General features: G+C 72.2%; 12 protein-coding genes. 2 read left to right on the forward strand and 10 right to left on the reverse strand.

All coding sequences use genetic code 11. From position 1 onward, the window contains the following. Positions 1 to 141 precede the first annotated feature (141 nt). From ACGFNH_RS20865 to ACGFNH_RS20900, 8 genes are all read right to left on the reverse strand, one after another. The gene (locus ACGFNH_RS20865) at positions 142 to 1,782 is read right to left on the reverse strand and encodes an MFS transporter (protein ID WP_393655772.1); all 1,641 of its coding nucleotides are present in this window, start codon (positions 1,780 to 1,782) and stop codon (positions 142 to 144) included. A gap of 158 nt (positions 1,783 to 1,940) precedes the next feature. Beyond that, positions 1,941 to 2,963, reverse strand: a complete 1,023-nt coding sequence (fbaA, locus tag ACGFNH_RS20870) for a class II fructose-bisphosphate aldolase (protein ID WP_393655774.1) — start codon at positions 2,961 to 2,963, stop codon at positions 1,941 to 1,943. Positions 2,964 to 3,183: 220 nt separating this feature from the next. Further along, positions 3,184 to 3,723, reverse strand: a complete 540-nt coding sequence (gene pyrE, locus ACGFNH_RS20875; RefSeq protein ID WP_393655776.1) for an orotate phosphoribosyltransferase — start codon at positions 3,721 to 3,723, stop codon at positions 3,184 to 3,186. Between the two features lie 25 nt (positions 3,724 to 3,748). Continuing rightward, positions 3,749 to 4,564 carry an aldose 1-epimerase gene (locus tag ACGFNH_RS20880; RefSeq protein ID WP_393655778.1) on the reverse strand — a complete coding sequence of 272 codons (816 nt, stop codon included), beginning with the start codon at positions 4,562 to 4,564 and terminating at the stop codon, positions 3,749 to 3,751. A 111-nt stretch (positions 4,565 to 4,675) separates the two neighbouring features. Next, entirely contained in the window at positions 4,676 to 5,716 is a 1,041-nt protein-coding gene (locus ACGFNH_RS20885) for an SRPBCC domain-containing protein (protein WP_393655780.1), read from the reverse strand. Between the two features lie 244 nt (positions 5,717 to 5,960). Beyond that, entirely contained in the window at positions 5,961 to 6,611 is a 651-nt protein-coding gene (locus ACGFNH_RS20890; RefSeq protein ID WP_393655782.1) for a PepSY domain-containing protein, read from the reverse strand. Between the two features lie 37 nt (positions 6,612 to 6,648). After that, on the reverse strand, positions 6,649 to 8,415 hold the full coding sequence (locus ACGFNH_RS20895) for a spermidine synthase (RefSeq protein WP_393655784.1): 1,767 nt from the start codon (positions 8,413 to 8,415) through the stop codon (positions 6,649 to 6,651). An 81-nt stretch (positions 8,416 to 8,496) separates the two neighbouring features. Continuing rightward, complete coding sequence (locus ACGFNH_RS20900) at positions 8,497 to 9,039, reverse strand: DUF2617 family protein (RefSeq protein ID WP_393655786.1); 543 nt, start codon at positions 9,037 to 9,039, stop codon at positions 8,497 to 8,499. 831 nt (positions 9,040 to 9,870) lie between these two features. On the opposite strand from ACGFNH_RS20900, the gene ACGFNH_RS20905 reads away from it, so the two are divergent. Then, entirely contained in the window at positions 9,871 to 11,049 is a 1,179-nt protein-coding gene (locus tag ACGFNH_RS20905) for a pyridoxal phosphate-dependent aminotransferase (RefSeq protein WP_393655788.1), read from the forward strand. Between the two features lie 265 nt (positions 11,050 to 11,314). Then, the gene (locus tag ACGFNH_RS20910; RefSeq protein ID WP_393655790.1) at positions 11,315 to 12,544 is read left to right on the forward strand and encodes a hypothetical protein; all 1,230 of its coding nucleotides are present in this window, start codon (positions 11,315 to 11,317) and stop codon (positions 12,542 to 12,544) included. 159 nt (positions 12,545 to 12,703) lie between these two features. Here ACGFNH_RS20910 and ACGFNH_RS20915 read toward each other — a convergent pair whose 3' ends face one another. Then, complete coding sequence (locus ACGFNH_RS20915) at positions 12,704 to 13,240, reverse strand: YbjN domain-containing protein (RefSeq protein WP_393655791.1); 537 nt, start codon at positions 13,238 to 13,240, stop codon at positions 12,704 to 12,706. 96 nt (positions 13,241 to 13,336) lie between these two features. Next, a complete protein-coding gene (locus ACGFNH_RS20920; RefSeq protein WP_393655793.1) occupies positions 13,337 to 16,027 on the reverse strand; it encodes an ATP-dependent Clp protease ATP-binding subunit in 2,691 nt (896 codons plus the stop codon). Between the last annotated feature and the right edge of the window lie 287 nt (positions 16,028 to 16,314).

Raw genomic sequence — 16,314 nt, forward strand, 5'->3', positions numbered from 1 at the left:
AGGCTGCGCGCCCGTACACCGGCGCCCGCAGTTTGTACGCGCGCGCCCGCAGCCCGTACGTCCGCGCGCCCGCAGCCCATGCCACGCCCGCAGCCCGCATGCCGCGCCCGCGGTCGGACGCCGCGGTCGCCCGCGGCCGGCCTACGCCGGGCTCTCCCCCGCGGCCGGGGTTCGCCGCGGCTCGCCGGGCCCGCGCGACTCCCCCGGGTCGAGCGGGGGCGAGTTGACGGCGCAGTACGTACGGCACTGGGCCCGGCAGCGCTGCGGCTCTCCGACCGCGGCGGGCGCCAGGACGTCGGACCGCACCGCCAGCAACGCGATCACCGCGCCCACCAGCAGCACCCCGGCGCAGATGGGCATCGCCCGCTGGAAGGATGCGTCGAACTCCGTCGCCGACCTGTACGCCTCGGGCCCCGTCCCGGCCAGCAGCGGCAGCGCCGCCACGGCGATCAGCCCGGCCGCGCGCGCCACCGCGTTGTTGACGCCGCTCGCCAGCCCCGCGCGCGCCACCTCGACCGACGCCAGCACCGTCGAGGTGAGCGGGGCGACCAGCAGCACCATGCCCGATCCCATGGCCAGCAGCGCGGGCAGGATGTCCGTCCAGTACGAGGCGCCCTGGCCGACCCGCAACATCAGCAGCATCCCCGTCGCACACAGCAGCGGCCCCACGGTGAGCGGGATGCGCGGTCCGATGCGCTGGCCCAGCGCCCCGGAGCGCGAGGAGAGCAGCAGCATCATCAGCGTCGTGGGGAGCAGGGCGGTCCCGGCGGCGAGCGCGGAGTAGCCGACGACGACCTGCAGCTGCAGCACGGAGAGGAAGAAGAATCCGCCGAAGGCGGCGTACACGCAGAAGGTCACCGCGTTGACCGCCGTGAACTGCCGGGAGGAGAAGATCTCCGGCGGAAGCATCGGGTCGCGGCGCCGCCGCTCCAGCCGTACGAACGCCGCGCCCAGCAGCACCCCGGCGACGGCCGCGCCGATGATGGCCGGGGACGCCCCCTGCTCGGGCGCGTCGATGAGGGCGTACGTCACGGCTCCCAGGGCCAGCGCACCGAGCACGGCGCCGAGGATGTCGAACCGGCCGTGGGCGTGGGGGTCCCGGGTCTCCGGCACGTGCCGGAGCGCGACGGGAACGCACACCGCGGCCAGCGGCACATTCAGCAGGAACACCCAGCGCCAGCCCGGCCCGTCGACCAGCCAGCCGCCGACGAACGGCCCGATCGCGGCCGCGACACCGCCCAGACCGGACCAGGCGCCGACCGCCCGCGCCCGGTCGTCCGGATGGAACGAGGCCTGGATGAGCGCGAGCGATCCCGGTGTGAGCAGCGCACCGCCGATGCCCTGGAGGGCCCGCGCGGCCACCAGCACGGTGGCGTTCGGCGCGATCCCGCATGCCAGTGACGCCAGCGCGAACCACACGATGCCGATGACGAACACCCGCCGCCGCCCGAACCGGTCGCCGAGCGCACCACCGAGCAGGATCAGCCCGGCGAGCGTGAGCATGTACGCGTTGACCGTCCACTGCAGCACGGCCAGGTCGGCGCCCAGGTCCTCACCGATCCGGGGGAGGGCGACGTTGACGACCGTGCCGTCGAGCAGGGCCATCCCGGAGCCGAGCACGGTCGTCAGCACGATCCAGCGCCCGGCGGCCTCGGAGATCCGGATCCTCCCGGCAGCCGCACCGGACGCGGCCGTCACCCCCTCACCGGCCGCCGCCGACGTGTCGTCCGCCGCCGACTGCGATCCCGACTCGCTCGGGGGCCGGCGCGAGGAGTCGCTCATACCGGGGATGATCCTCGCGTTCCCACCCCCCGGCCACCCCAGCCGCCCGGTCCTGCGCCCGCTGGGCCACGCCCCCGCGTGGACACGACGGGGGACAAGAACGGGCCCGGCGCCTCGTATGAGGTGCCGGGCCCGGCGTCGTACGGAGTCCTGGGCGCCTACTTCAGCTTGGTGCCCGTGGAGCGCAGGTTCGCGCACGCCTGCGTGACGCGCTCGCCCATGCTCTTCTCGGCCGCCTTGCCCCAGCTGCGCGGGTCGTAGGCCTTCTTGTTGCCGACCTCGCCGTCGACCTTCAGCACGCCGTCGTAGTTGCGGAACATGTGGTCCGCGACGGGGCGGGTGAAGGCGTACTGGGTGTCCGTGTCGAGGTTCATCTTCACCACGCCGTTCTCCAGCGCCGTGAGGATCTCCTCCTCCGTGGAGCCGGAGCCGCCGTGGAAGACGAAGTCGAACGGGTCCTGCTTGCCGTGCTTCGCGGCGACGCCGTCCTGGAGCTGGCGCAGCAGGTCGGGGCGGAGCACGACGTTGCCCGGCTTGTAGACGCCGTGGACGTTGCCGAACGAGGCGGCCAGCAGGTAGCGGCCCTTGTCGCCCAGGCCGAGCGCCTCGGCGGTGCGCTCCACGTCGGAGACGGTGGTGTAGAGCTCGTCGTTGATCTCGTGCGAGACACCGTCCTCCTCGCCGCCGGTCGGGGTGATCTCGACCTCAAGGATGATCTTGGCCTTGACGGCCTCGGCGAGCAGTTCCTGGGCGATGGCGAGGTTCTCGTCCAGCGTCTCGGCGGAGCCGTCCCACATGTGCGACTGGAACAGCGGGTTCTGCCCGGCGGCCACCCGCTTCTGCGAGACGGCGAGCAGCGGACGCACGTACCCGTCGAGCTTGTCCTTGGGGCAGTGGTCGGTGTGCAGCGCGATGTTCACCGGGTACTTCTCGGCGACGATGTGCGCGAACTCGGCCAGCGCGACGGCGCCGGTCACCATGTCCTTGCTGAACTGGCCGCCCAGGAACTCGGCGCCGCCCGTGGAAATCTGGACGATGCCGTCGCTCTCCGCCTCGGCGAAGCCGCGGAGCGCCGCGTGGAGGGTCTGCGTCGAGGTCACGTTGATGGCCGGGTAGGCGAACTTGCCTGCCTTCGCCCGGTCGAGCATCTCGTTGTAGACCTCGGGGGTTGCGATGGGCATCTGTCCGCTCCTTGTGATGTGCGGGTTCTCGGAAAGGGCCCTGACCTAGGGGGCGACGTCATCGTCGGGGCCCATCTTCCCAGACGCGGACGTATGGTCCACCCGACCCGTACCCCTGGCCCTTCCGGTGACAGCGGCGAGGGGTGGAGAGTTTCACGTGAAACTCTCCACCCCTCGGTGAATCCGCAGGTCGGAGCGGTGACCGGCCGGCAAGAAAGGCCTAGTCGAGGTCCAGATCGGTCAGCCCGTAGGCCGGGACGTACGGCAGTCCGGCCTGCGCGATCGCGGACGCGGCACCCCGCTCGACGATCACCGCGACCGCGACGACCTCGGCACCAGCCTCACGCGCGGCCTCGACCGCGGTGAGCGGCGAGCCACCGGTCGTGGAGGTGTCCTCGACGATCAGGACCCGTCGTCCCGCGATGTCCGGCCCCTCGATACGGCGCTGCATGCCGTGCGTCTTCTGCGCCTTCCGTACGACGAAGGCGTCGAGCTTGCGGCCGCGCGCCGCAGCGGCGTGCAGCATCGAGGTGGCCACCGGGTCGGCGCCCAGCGTCAGCCCGCCCACGGCGTCGTAGTCCAGGCCGGCGGTGGTGTCCAGCATCACCTGACCGACGAGCGGGGCCGCCTCCGCGTCCAGGGTGATGCGACGGAGGTCGATGTAGTAGTCGGCCTCCAGGCCGGACGAGAGGGTCACCTTGCCGTGGACCACGGCCTTGTTCTTGATCTGCTCCAGCAGGGCGTCACGCGCATCGCTCATGTCCACGAGCCTAAGCGGTCGCCGGTCACAGCCTGCGCCAGGTCCAAGTGGTGGAGATCTCCAGCGGTTCGACGGGCGTGACCAGCTGCGGCAGCGTGTTCAGGCCGTTGGGCGGCCCTGACTGCGGCTCGACGCACACGGCCTCGGGCTGCTCGTCGTAGAGCACGACCCACTCGGCGCGGCTGGTGACCCGCAGTTCGAGCTGCCCCGGCCAGGTCAGCGTGACGTCCACGCCGTCCGGCATGCCGAAGCAGTCGTCCCAGGGACGGGGCTGCGGGGGGATGCGGCGGCCGGTCGGCAGATGGTCCTCCCCGCGCTCCTCCTGCCACTCGGGCGCGAAGGAGACCTCGGCGTCCGCGCCGCCGTCACCGAGGTTGCGCAGGAACCACGGGTGCCAGCCGGCCTGCGCGGGGAAGGAGTCGCCGATCGTCTCGACCCCCATGGTGAGGGTGACGGAGTCCTCGGCGAGCTCCACGAGCTGCGTGACGCGGCCCTGGTACGGCCAGGGGTCGGCCAGGTCGTACGTGCAGACGGCGGCGGTCTTGTCCGTACGCGCCGTACGCCAGACGGTGTCCCGGCCCGTGCCGTGGATCGCGTGCGGCGGGTTGTTGATGGGGAGTTGGCGCATCTCGGCCCCGTCGCGGAAGCGGCCGTGGTCGACCCGGCCGCACCAGGGCACCATCGGGAACGTGCCGTACTTGGCGCCCTGCCGCAGCAGCTCCGTACCGCCGACGCGCAGCGAGCCGATGCGGCAGCCGAGGGCGGGGAGCAGGGTCAACTCGGCGTCGCCGGCCTCGAGTCGGATGCCCGGGCCGGATTCCGTGGTGTCGTGGGTCGTCACATCCCCGACCCTAGAGCCTCGCCCCCGGATGGCGACGGAGGGGAACCGGTGTCCGCCCGTCGTCGCCGAAGTGCGGGCGCGTGCCCGGCGGCCCCGGGGCCGGACCCCGCTTCAGCGACGGCGGCGAAGGATCCGGCTGACGACGACCGCGGAGGCGACGAGGGCGGCGGCGGCCGGTGCGGCCCAGCGCAGGGAGACCGAGGTCACGGCGGACTCGGGTGCGGGGACCGGGGCGTACCGGCCGCGCGGGGGCGCGTGGTCGACCTCCTCCGCGCTGCGGCCGATCATGGTGCGGCGTGCGTGCGCTGCCTCGGCCGGCGGCTCGGTGCCGACCCCGTCGTCGCCTGCCTCGTCGAACTCGTCGTCCAGGTCGTCCTGCAGGGCACGCGCCGCCTCATCGCCGTCCTCCGCGTCCTGCTCGTCGCCGGAGTCGGAGAGCGGGTCCAGCGACGGGGGCGGCACCTCGGTCTCGAAGACCGACGGCGTCTCCTGCGGGGAATCCGGTCCGGTGTCGCCCGCGCCGTCCCCCTTCTTCGGCGCCTTCTCCGAGTCGGCCTCCTGCGAGCCCGGCGCGTCCGCGGGCTTCTCCGTCTGCCGCTCGCCGCGGCGGGCCTTCTCCGGCTTCTCCGGTGACGGGATGCCGGGGATGACGCGCTGGTTGTCGTCGCCGGGGTCGCTGGTACCGATCGGCGACGATTCGAGGCCCGAGCTCAGTTCCGCGGCGAAACGGTCCAGGAGACGGAGCCCGGCCGCGGTGGCCGCGGATTCGCCGGACTCGGCCAGACGGCCCTCGCTCCGTACGGCCCCGGTGCACGCGAGACGCGAACCGCCGTCCGCCGCCGACAGCCGTACGTTCAGGGCGACCTTCACGGAACCGCTGCCGCGCGACTCCGTGCCCTCGCCCTCCACCGCGAGGTCGCCGCCGTCCTGCTCGCTGACACGGAGACGGCCGCGATAGGTGATGGTCGAGTGGCCGATGCGCAGTCTGAGCCGGCCCGCGAACTCCAGGGGACCCCCCGGGGCGTCATGCGTCCCCTGCGCATCCTCGGCGTCACTCTGGAACCCCGGGATACAGCGTGAGACGCGCGCGGGGTCGGCCAGCGCCTGCCGCACGGTGCCGACGGAGAACGGAACGAACACCTCATGCTCCATGGAGACCGAGCCTACCCAGCCATTCCCGTGAGGCACCCTCATCGGACCGACATCCGCTCGCATCGGACCGCCATCCGCCCGGCGCACCGCCCGCGTCGGCCCCGGCACCATGCCCCGCATACGACGTCGCGCTCGGCCCGCAAACGACGTGCGGCCCGGCCGCGCGTACGCCGCCCACTCCGCGGAGCCCGGCCCGTCCAGGCCGTCGCGCCGCGCGTCCGACCGGTTCGCACGCCCTCCCGCCTCAGTCGTCCGACCCGGGCGTCAGCACGTTCCCCGTGGTCGCGTTGAGAAGCACCACGCGCCCTTCGTCGTCGTCGGCCGCGCCGGGAGCGGTCTGGGTGACCTCCCAGACGATCCGGCCGTCGTCACGGGTGTCGATCTCGAGGGAGTCCAGCTCGGAGGGCCGGTACGCGTAGGCCAGACGTACGGCCTGCTGGGCGGTCGTCTTGGAGAAGCGCAACCTGGCGACGTCGTCGTCCGGCGTCATGTCCCGGTGACGGGAGAGGAGCTCGGAACCGTCACCGGAGACGGTGACGTCGTACTCGTCCATGTAGTCGTCGTTGTTCTGGTCCTTGCCCTTCGACGCGACGACGATCTCCCAGATCCGGGCGCCCCGCGCATCGCGCTCACCCTCGAGCTGGAAGGACGCACCGCGGGGCACGGACACATCGGCGGTGTTCAGCGCGCGCAGGGCGTTCTCGACCGACTCCGGAGTGGACGCGGGAGCCGGCATCGTGCTCGGGGCACGGTCCTTGTCGCGGTCCCAGGCGCGCGGGGCGGAATCGGCACGGGAGTCGGAGGAGGACGGGTTCCCGCAGCCGGTGAGGAGGGCCGCTGCCGTCAGTGCGATCGCGCCGGCGCGAAAGCGGGCAGAAGTCCGGATTGCTGGCATGTGTCGCATGGAACCCGTTTCTACACCCGACGGACCGTCAGTCGAGGTAGCGCGGGTGCATCAGCGTGGACGCGGGCAGTCCGGTCACCCGCTCGCGCTCGGCGGCCCGGCCGGCGGCCCGCAGCGCCCCGGGCGTCAGCGAGCGCAGCCGGGGCCCGTCGGCGGGCAACTCCAGTGGCACGGGCCTGCGATGGGCCGAGGCGAGCACGAACCCCCAGTCCCGCGGCTGGTGCGCGCTCCGGGACACACGGTCCGGCCCCCGGGAGAGAGCCGGGAGCCGCCCGCCGACCCGGTAGGCCGCCGTCCGCAGTCCGGCGGCGCGCAGCGTCGCGTCCACGGTCCAGAACTGCTGCGGCCGGACCGACAGCGCCCCCGCGTGGACGGCGAACCTCCCGTCCGGGGTCATGACGCGGCGGACGAGACCGTAGAACTCCAGCGAGTACAGCTTGGTGCTCGCGGTGATGTCGGGGTCGGGCAGATCGGAGAGGACGACGTCGTACGGGCCGCAGGTCCGCACCGCCCCCCGCAGCCAGTCGAACGGGTCGGCCCGCACCACCCGTACCCGCCGGTCGCCGAGGGCGTCCCGGTTCAGGGCGGACAGCACGGGGTCCGTGCGGGCCAGCCGCACGACATGCGGGTCGGGTTCGACGAGCGTCACCGACACGACACCGGGGTGACGCAGTACCTCGCGCAGCGCGAGCCCGTCGCCTCCGCCCAGCATCAGGACGTGGCGGTGCGGCCCGGCCATGGCCGGGTGGACCAGTGCCTCGTCGTAGCGGAACGCGTCCCGGCCGCTGACCCGCAGCCGCCCGTCGAGGTAGAGGGACAACGACGCCGCGGGCCGGCCGCCGGGCCCGGTCACCGAACTGCGCTGTCCCGCATCGTGGTTGACGCCCGCATCGTGGTTGACGTCCGCCCCGCCGGCCCCGTCCGGATGGCCGGGGTTCTGCGCGCTTCCGCCTCTGCCGGGCCCCGCTTCTCCCGTGACGACGACCTCGTTCGTACCGGTCCGTACGGCCACCCGTACATCCGTCCCGTAGACCGCTCGGCGCGCCGCCCGTTCGAACGGCTCGACCAGGAGGGTGCCGCCCGCGAGCAGGGCAAGCACCAGCACATTGACGCCCACGAGCAACCACCGTGACCGTGGGGTCAGTTCGCGCCGGAACAGCCACAGCACCGTCACCCCGCCCGCCACAGCGTTCACCGCGCCGGTCAGCAGCGCGCCGCGCGGTTGCCCCAGGCACGGCAGCAGCAGGAAGGGGAAGGCGAGTCCGCCGACGAGCGCCCCGACGTAGTCCGCGGCGAACAGGTCGGCGACCGCGCCGCCCGCGTCCTGCTTCCTGATGCGCTGAATGAGCGTCATCAGCAGTGGCACTTCGGCCCCGATCAGCACCCCGATCGTCGCGGAGAAGGCAACGAGAACCGCGCGGGAGTGGCCGAACCAGGCGAACGCCGCGTACAGCGCCATCGCCGACGAGCCGCCGACCAGCGCGAGTACGGCCTCGATGACGCCGAACCCGACGACGGGCCGCCACCGCAGCCGCTTGGCGAGCAGCGAGCCGACCCCCATGGCGAAGACCATCACGGACAGCACGACGGACGCCTGGGTGACGGAGTCACCGGACAAGTACGAGGCGAGGGCGACGAGTTCGAGCTCATAGACCAACCCGCAGGCCGCGCACACGAACACCGCCGCCAGGACCAGGAAGCGGCCGAGGCCCTCCGGAACGGGGAGTTCCACCGGGGCCGGCTGCTCCCGCGGCGCGGCCGCACGCGAGACGCGGGCCACGGGCGGATCAATCATGCCGGGAACGGTACGTCAGGCATTTCTGCGGACCTGTCACCCACACGGGTGCGATGGGGGTTCTGCGCGGCTTGCGCGCTTTCAAGGGGGCGCGGGCTTGTCTCCGCGCGTGCCCCGTGAGCCCTGTGTGCCGATCCGCGTCCGTGTGGCGACGATCGTGCCCTCCTGGGGGTAGGCGTGCCAGGTCCGCCAGGCCAGCCGTCCCTCGCGGCAGTGCGCCAGCAGAGCGGTGAACGCGTACGGGCTGCCGGGGAAGGTCCCGGCGAGGCCGTACGGATGGTCGGCGACGAGGGCGAGCAACTCCTGGGCGCGCGCGGCGAAGGACTCCTCGGAATGCGTCTCGACATGCGCCGCGAACTCGTACTCCCAGTCCCCGATGCGTTTGTCGATGCCGAGGGGCAGGGGCGTGGCACTTCCCGACATGCAGGCCACGGTCTCCGAGCACTGTCCGTGATCGTCTTCGGCGAGTACCTGGTGGGAGGCGCCGAGCAGTCTCAACTGCAGCGTGACGTATCCGAGTTGGAGCTTCAGTTCGGCGAGGGCGGGCAACGGCTCCCGGCCCAGGGCCCAGGCCAGATCGGCGGCACGGGTATCGGTATAGGCAGTCTTGAGAGTGGTGAGCATGGGTCGGCTCCGCAAAAGCAGGCAGGGGTGATCGCGCAATGGATGACGGGTGGGCCGGCTCGCCCCGGAGAGGGGACCGAGGGAGCTTCGCTCGCCGGCTCGTGCCCACGTGGGGGTCCGGGGGGATACGAAATCATGAGATGCCCGCGGCCCACAGCGCTTTTACCCAACTTCGCCGGGTTTCCATCCTCCCGAGGGCCGCACGGTTCAACTGTTCAAAACAAAAGCGTCCGGCGGGTGTTGGAACCCGCCGGACGCATATGCCGTAGCGCATGGGACAGCCGCACAACCTGGGGTCAGTTGCGGCCGCCCGGTCCCCGTTTTCCGAGGTGAGAGCCGGGTCAGACGCCGGGTCAGGCGCCGGGTCGGGCGCCGGGTCGGGCGCCGGAGCGAGCGGCTGGGGCGCCGGGGTGAGCGGCGGAGATCAGCCGCCCCCGGACGCGGACGGGCGCGGGGCGTCAGCTGCCACCACCGCCGCAGCCACCTCCTCCGCCGCCACCGCCACCGCAGCCGCCGCCACCGCAGCTGCTGCCGCCGCCGCACGAGGAGCCGCCGCCGCATCCACCGCCACCGGAAGCGCCCCCGCCGCCACCGGCCCACCAGCTTCCCCGTCGGCGACGTGAGCGCCCGGAACTACCCGACTTGCCGGCGATCACGGCAATCACCACGATCGCGAACACGACCACGAACAGTACGACTCCCATCGTCCTCACTCTCCTCTCTGTTCCCCCGAAGCGAGGCCCCGCTTCTTGCGTGACGGGGTCATGCCCGTACCCCGGAGACCCAAAGCAGAGTTGAGGAAGTCCAGAGGTTCGGCGGAGGATGGCCCGCATGGGACGACCGCTGCTCAACCGCCGCCTCTCCGCATTCGGCACGACGATCTTCGCCGAGATGTCCGCCCTCGCCGCGACCACCGGGTCGATCAACCTCGGACAGGGCTTCCCCGACACCGACGGCCCGGACGAGGTCCGGGAAGCGGCGGTGCGGGCGCTGCGCGACGGGCACGGCAACCAGTACCCGCCAGGGCCCGGAATCCCCGAGCTGCGCACGGCGATCGCCGAACACCAGCAACGGCGGTACGGCCTCCCGTACGACCCGGACCGCGAGGTCCTCGTCACCGCCGGCGCGACCGAGGCCATCGCCGCCTCGCTGCTGGCCCTGCTCGAACCCGGAGACGAGGTCATCGCCCTCGAGCCGTACTACGACTCGTACGCCGCGTGCATTGCGATGGCCGGCGGCACCCGCGTACCTGTGACCCTGCGGCCCGACCCCGAGTCCCTGACGTACCGGCTCGACCTCGACGAGCTGCGCGCCGCCGTCACCGACCGCACCCGGCTCATCCTCCTCAACAGCCCGCACAACCCCACCGGCACCGTCCTCACCCGCGATGAGCTGGCCGCCGTCGCCGAGCTGGCCTGCGAGCGCGACCTGCTCGTGGTCACCGACGAGGTCTACGAACACCTGGTCTTCGACGGCGGTGAGCACCACCCCATCGCCGGTTTCCCGGGCATGCGCGAGCGCACCGTCACCATCGGCTCGGCGGGCAAGACCTTCTCGTTCACGGGCTGGAAGGTCGGCTGGGTGACGGCGGCCCCCGAACTGGTCACGGCCGTACGGTCCGCAAAGCAGTTCCTCACCTACGTCTCGGCCGGCCCCTTCCAGTACGCCGTCGCCGAAGCCCTGCGCCTCCCGGACAGCTACTTCGATGCCCTGCGCGAGGACCTCGGCGTCAAGCGGGACGTGCTGAGCGCCGGACTCGCGGAGTCCGGTTTCCGGGTCTTCCGCCCCTCCGGCACGTACTTCGTCACCACCGACATCCGCCCGCTCGGCGAGAGCGACGGCTTCGCCTTCTGCCGCGCCCTGCCGGAGCGCTGCGGTGTCGTCGCCATCCCGAACGCGGTCTTCTACGACCACCAGGACGAGGGGGCGCCCTTCGTCCGGTTCGCGTTCTGCAAGCGCACGGAGGTCCTGGAGGAGGCGGTGACCCGCCTCAAGCAGCTGGCGCCCTGACGGGCCTGTGCAGAGGCCACCTCCGGGGCACGCTCGACGAGCGCCCGTCGCCCCGGTCCGTGCGCGCCACCCCGCCGCTTGAGCGCGGGCTGATGCGACCGGGCGCCGGGGCGTGGGCCGATGGGGTGCACTTCGGGCCACCGTCGGGCGTCAGCGGTCGCCGCGGGCACGGGCGCCGCGCAAGGTCGGAGGTGCAGGGTCCTCCTCGCGTGCGCACGGGGGCGGGTCCGCGTCCGCCCGCTGCGCAGCACCGGAGGTGCCTGTCGTGTCAGCCGACACCCGCCTGCCCGTACGCGCCAGAGACGACCGGCCCGTACGGCTGCGGACAGGGTGGCGCGGGCAGCTGCTCGGCGCCCTGCGGCGGGCGGCGCCGGCACTCCTGATCTACGCGGCGGTGCGTCTGTGCGGGCTGCTCCTCTTGGCGCTGTGGTCCTGGCACGCCGGCAAGCAGCCGGGCAAGCTGCTCGGCCGCTCCTGGGACGCCGTCTGGTACGAGCGGCTCGCCGACCACGGCTACGGCACGGTCCTGCACGGCGCCGATCCGTCGTACATCTACAGCGACCTGGCGTTCTTCCCCCTCTATCCGATGCTGGTCCGCGGCGTGCGGGCAACGCTGTCCCTCGGGTTCGTCGAGGCCGGGCTGCTGGTGTCCTGGGCGGCGGCGGGCGCGGCCGCCTGGGGGATCTACGCGGTGGGCGAGCGGCTGGCGGGCCGCCGCGCGGGCGTGCTGCTCGTCGTCCTGTGGGGTGTGCTGCCGCACGCGATCGTCCAGTCGATGGCGTACACCGAGTCGCTGATGACCGCGTTCGCGGCCTGGGCGCTGTACGCGGCGCTGACCGGCCGGTGGCTGTGGGCGGGCGCGTTCGCCGCGCTCGCGGGGCTCTCCCGTCCCAACGGCATCGCGGTGGCGGCGGCGGTCTCGCTCGGCGCCGCCTGGCAGATCTGCCAGCTCTGGCGGAACCGGACACCCGACAGCCTCTCGCTCTCCGCCCGCCAGGACTGGCGGCTCTGGGCGGGGGCGGCGCTCGCCCCGCTGGGCTGGGCCGGCTACGTGCTGTGGGTGGGGTGGCGGAAGGGCAGCCCCCTGTTCGGCTACTTCGCGGTGCAGCGCGGCTGGGGCTCGAAGTTCGACTTCGGCCAGGACGGCTGGGAGACGGTCCGCCGTACGGTCCTGGGCCCGATGCGTCTGCCGTACCCGATGGCGATCGCCCTGGTCTCGGTCGCACTGGTGCTGTTCGTGCTGCTGGTGCTGGACCGGCCGCCGGTCGCCCTCGTGGTGTACAGCGGTGTGCTGCTGGTCATCGCCCTCGGCGGCGCGCGGTACTTCGGGTGCAAGCCGCGCTTTCTGCTGCCCGCCTTTCCGCTGCTGCTACCGGTGGCGGTGGGCATGGCGAGAGCCCGGACGCGCACCGTCGTGGTGACGGTCGGTGCGCTGGCCGGGCTCTCATGGTGCTACGGGACGTATCTGCTGGCGATCGCGACCTCGGCTCCGTAGGACCGACTCCTCGCGAGCGCCGCAGGACCGGTGTCTCATGGACGCCGCAGCGCCAACTCCCCGTGGGCCCCGTCCCGCTTCCCCCTGCGGCCCCGTTTCCGGGCACGACGCCCTGGCCCTCCGGGCGCCGGTCCCCGACGGCGCCGGGCGGAGGGGGAGTTACTCCTCGTCGTCGCCCTTCTCGTCCGGCCCCGCGGAGTCGACGTCCTTCTCCAGGCCGAGCTGTTCCACGACCCAGCGGTCGAACTCGATCGAGGCCCGCACCCAGCTCACGGTGCTGGACACGAAGTGCTCCAGGCTGACGCCGGTGCCGATCAGCATCTGCGCCTCACCGATCAGGCGGACGGTGCCGTCGTCGTTGGTGTGGCTGTAGACCTTCGGCCACAGCGTGCGGCGGTTCCAGTCGTCGATCGACTCCAGCAGCTGCGGCTTGGTCTCGATGAGGTGCGGCCGGTCGTAGAACGTGCGGACCGAGAAGACCTGCTGCTCCTCCTCCCCGCGGAACATGAAGTACGTGCGGAACTGCTCCCACGGAGCGGCGAGGTCACCCTCGTCGTCCACGACGTACTTCAGCTCCATCTGGTCGAGGAGCTGCTTGACCAGGTCCTGATCGGGGATGACGGGGCCCACCGGCCCCGACTGCTGTGGCTCGGGCTGGCCCCCGAAGTTCGGAATCGAGGACGGGTCGATAGTCACCGTGGATTTCCCTTCGTACGGTTCCTGCCATCCTCCCTCACACCGGCCCCGTCGTTGCAACCCCGGTCCACTCCACCGCCCGGGCGGGGCCGGTGGTCAGCCGGTTGCCTCCGAGCCGACGGTCAGCCGGTTGCCGTCGCGGTCCAGGTCCACACGCACCGTGTCGCCGTCCTGGACGTCGCCGGCGAGGATCGCGCGGGCGAGCTGGTCGCCGATCGCCGTCTGCACCAGGCGGCGCAGCGGCCGGGCGCCGTAGGCCAGGTCCGGTCCCGCTTCGGGCGCGTCGATCACGGGCTCGTGGCCGAGCCGGGACAGCCACTCCAGCGCCTCGTCGGTGAGGTCGAGTGTGAGGCGGCGGTCGGCGAGGCGGCGCTGCAGTTGGTCGATCTGGATCTGGGCGATCCGCTTGAGCTGGCGGGTGCCGAGCGGGTGGAAGACCACCACGTCGTCGAGGCGGTTGAGGAACTCGGGCCGGAAGGAGGCCCGTACGGTCTCCAGGACCTTGTCCCGCTTCACGTCCTCGCTGAGCGCCGGGTCGACGAGGTAGGTGGAGCCGAGGTTGGAGGTGAGGATGAGGATGGTGTTGCGGAAGTCGACCGTACGGCCCTGGCCGTCGGTCAGCCGCCCGTCGTCCAGCACCTGCAACAGGATGTCGAAGACCTCGTGGTGCGCCTTCTCCACCTCGTCGAGCAGCACGACGCTGTACGGGCGGCGCCGCACGGCCTCGGTGAGCTGGCCGCCCTCCTCGTAGCCGACATAGCCGGGCGGGGCGCCGACGAGCCGCGCGACGGAGTGCTTCTCGCCGTACTCGCTCATGTCGATGCGGACCATGGCCCGCTCGTCGTCGAAGAGGAAGTCGGCGAGCGCCTTGGCCAGTTCGGTCTTGCCGACACCGGTGGGGCCGAGGAAGAGGAAGGAACCGGTCGGGCGGTCGGGGTCGGCGACGCCCGCGCGGGAGCGGCGTACGGCGTCGGAGACGGCGCGTACGGCCTCGGACTGCCCGATCAGCCGCTTGCCGAGCTCCTCCTCCATGCGCAGCAGCTTCTCGGTCTCTCCCTCCAGCAGCCGGCCGGCGGGGATTCCGGTCCAGGAGCCGACCACGCTCGCGATGTCGTCCGGAGTGACCTCCTCTCCGACCATGCCCTCCAGGGCCTTCTGCTCGGCGGTGGCCTGCTCCAGCTCCTTGCGGGTCTGCGGGATGACCTCGGAGCGCAGACGGCCCGGGGTTACCCAGTCGCCGGTCTCGGGGGCCTTGCGCTCGGCCAGTTCGAGTTCGGTCTCCAGCTCGTCGAGGCGCTTCTTGAGGTCGCCGACCCGGTTGTGGATCTCCTTCTCCGCGTTCCAGCGGGCGCGCAGGCCACGCAGCTTCTCCTCCCTCTCCGCGCGGTCCTTGCGCAGCCGGTCGAGCCGCTCGCGCGCGTCCGGGGAGAGGTCCCTCTCGCGGTCCTGCTTCTTGAGGAGCTTGCGCTCCTTCTCGCCTGCCTGGGCGGCGAGAAGGGACTCCTCCTCCATCATCAACCGGTCGACGGCGCGCTGGAGTTCATCGATCTCGACGGGCGAGGAGTCGATCTCCATCTGGAGGCGGGCGGCTGCCTCGTCGACGAGGTCGATGGCCTTGTCGGGGAGGAAGCGGGAGGTGATGTAGCGGTCGGAGAGGGTGGCGGCGGCGACCAGCGCGGAGTCGGCGATCTGCACACCGTGGTGCGCCTCGTACCGGCCCTTGAGGCCGCGGAGGATCGCGATCGAGTCCTCGACGGACGGCTCGGCGACCAGCACCTGCTGGAAGCGGCGCTCCAGCGCCGGGTCCTTCTCGATCCGCTCGCGGTACTCGTCGAGGGTCGTCGCGCCGACCATGCGCAGCTCGCCGCGGGCCAGCATGGGCTTGAGCATGTTGCCCGCGTCCATGGCGGAGTCGCCGCCGGCGCCCGCGCCGACGACCGTGTGCAGCTCGTCGATGAACGTGATGATCTGGCCGTCGCTCTCCTTGATCTCGGCCAGGACGGTCTTCAGCCGCTCCTCGAACTCGCCGCGGTACTTGGCGCCCGCGACCATCGCACCGAGGTCGAGCGCCACCAGCCGCTTGTTCTTCAGCGACTCGGGCACGTCGCCCTTCACGATCCGCTGGGCCAGCCCCTCGACGACGGCGGTCTTGCCGACACCGGGCTCGCCGATGAGGACGGGGTTGTTCTTCGTACGGCGGGAGAGCACCTGGACGACGCGGCGGATCTCGGTGTCACGGCCGATGACCGGGTCGAGCTTGCCCGTGCGGGCCAGGGCCGTGAAGTCGGTGCCGAACTTCTCCAGGGCCTTGTACGTGCCTTCCGGGTCGGGCGTGGTCACGCGTCGTCCTCCGCGGATCGTCTCGAAGGCGTCGAGCAGCTTCTCGGCGCTCGCGCCCTGCCGGTCGAGGAGCTCGCCGGCCTGGCCGCCCTTGGCGGCGATGCCGATGAGCAGGTGCTCGGTGGAGATGTAGTCGTCGCCCAGCTCCTTGGCGCGCTGCCCGGCGTCGGCGACGACGGCGAGCAGGGCCCGGTCGGGCTGCGGCGCGGCGACGGTGGAGCCCTGGGCGCTGGGGAGCGAGCCGAGCAGCCGCTCGGCCCCGGACCGTACGGCCGCCATGTCGGCCTCGACGGCGGCCAGCAGGTCCTGGAGGTTCTCGTTCTCCTCGCCCTCCAGCAGCGCGAGCAGCAGGTGCACGGGGGTGAAGTCGGGGTTGCTTGCGGATACGGCGCGGCTGCTGGCGGCGCTGATGGCTTCCTGGCTCCTGGTGGTCAGCTCGGCATCCACGGGTGTGCACTCCTCCTCGTATCCCTCGGCGGCGTCGTCGCTCGGTGCGGCGGTCCGGCCGCACCGGTCCCACCCGCCCCAATCCTGCCAGATTCAACGTGCAGTAAGTTGAGTCTATTCCACTCAAGATAGAGGCGTCGAGCCCGGAATCACGCGGCGAAAGCCCGGGCGATGCGGACAGCGGCCGGACCGGCGGCCCGCGGCACAGGAGGAACGCCTCCGACGCCCGCGCCCTGACACCCACGGACGCACCCCGGCCCCCGTGGGCCGGTCCGCGTCCTCGGACG

Origin of the sequence: Streptomyces sp. NPDC048639, assembly GCF_043199075.1 — a bacterium.
Taxonomy (GTDB): Bacteria; Actinomycetota; Actinomycetes; order Streptomycetales; family Streptomycetaceae; genus Streptomyces.

Excerpts from the sequence above, each read along its gene's own strand:
- ACGFNH_RS20865 (WP_393655772.1), bottom strand. The coding sequence starts at position 1,782 with ATGAGCGACTCCTCGCGCCGGCCCCCGAGCGAGTCGGGATCGCAGTCG.
- fbaA (WP_393655774.1), bottom strand. The coding sequence starts at position 2,963 with ATGCCCATCGCAACCCCCGAGGTCTACAACGAGATGCTCGACCGGGCG.
- pyrE (WP_393655776.1), bottom strand. The coding sequence starts at position 3,723 with ATGAGCGATGCGCGTGACGCCCTGCTGGAGCAGATCAAGAACAAGGCC.
- ACGFNH_RS20885 (WP_393655780.1), bottom strand. The coding sequence starts at position 5,716 with ATGGAGCATGAGGTGTTCGTTCCGTTCTCCGTCGGCACCGTGCGGCAG.
- ACGFNH_RS20890 (WP_393655782.1), bottom strand. The coding sequence starts at position 6,611 with ATGCCAGCAATCCGGACTTCTGCCCGCTTTCGCGCCGGCGCGATCGCA.
- ACGFNH_RS20895 (WP_393655784.1), bottom strand. The coding sequence starts at position 8,415 with ATGATTGATCCGCCCGTGGCCCGCGTCTCGCGTGCGGCCGCGCCGCGG.
- ACGFNH_RS20900 (WP_393655786.1), bottom strand. The coding sequence starts at position 9,039 with ATGCTCACCACTCTCAAGACTGCCTATACCGATACCCGTGCCGCCGAT.
- ACGFNH_RS20905 (WP_393655788.1), top strand. The coding sequence starts at position 9,871 with ATGGGACGACCGCTGCTCAACCGCCGCCTCTCCGCATTCGGCACGACG.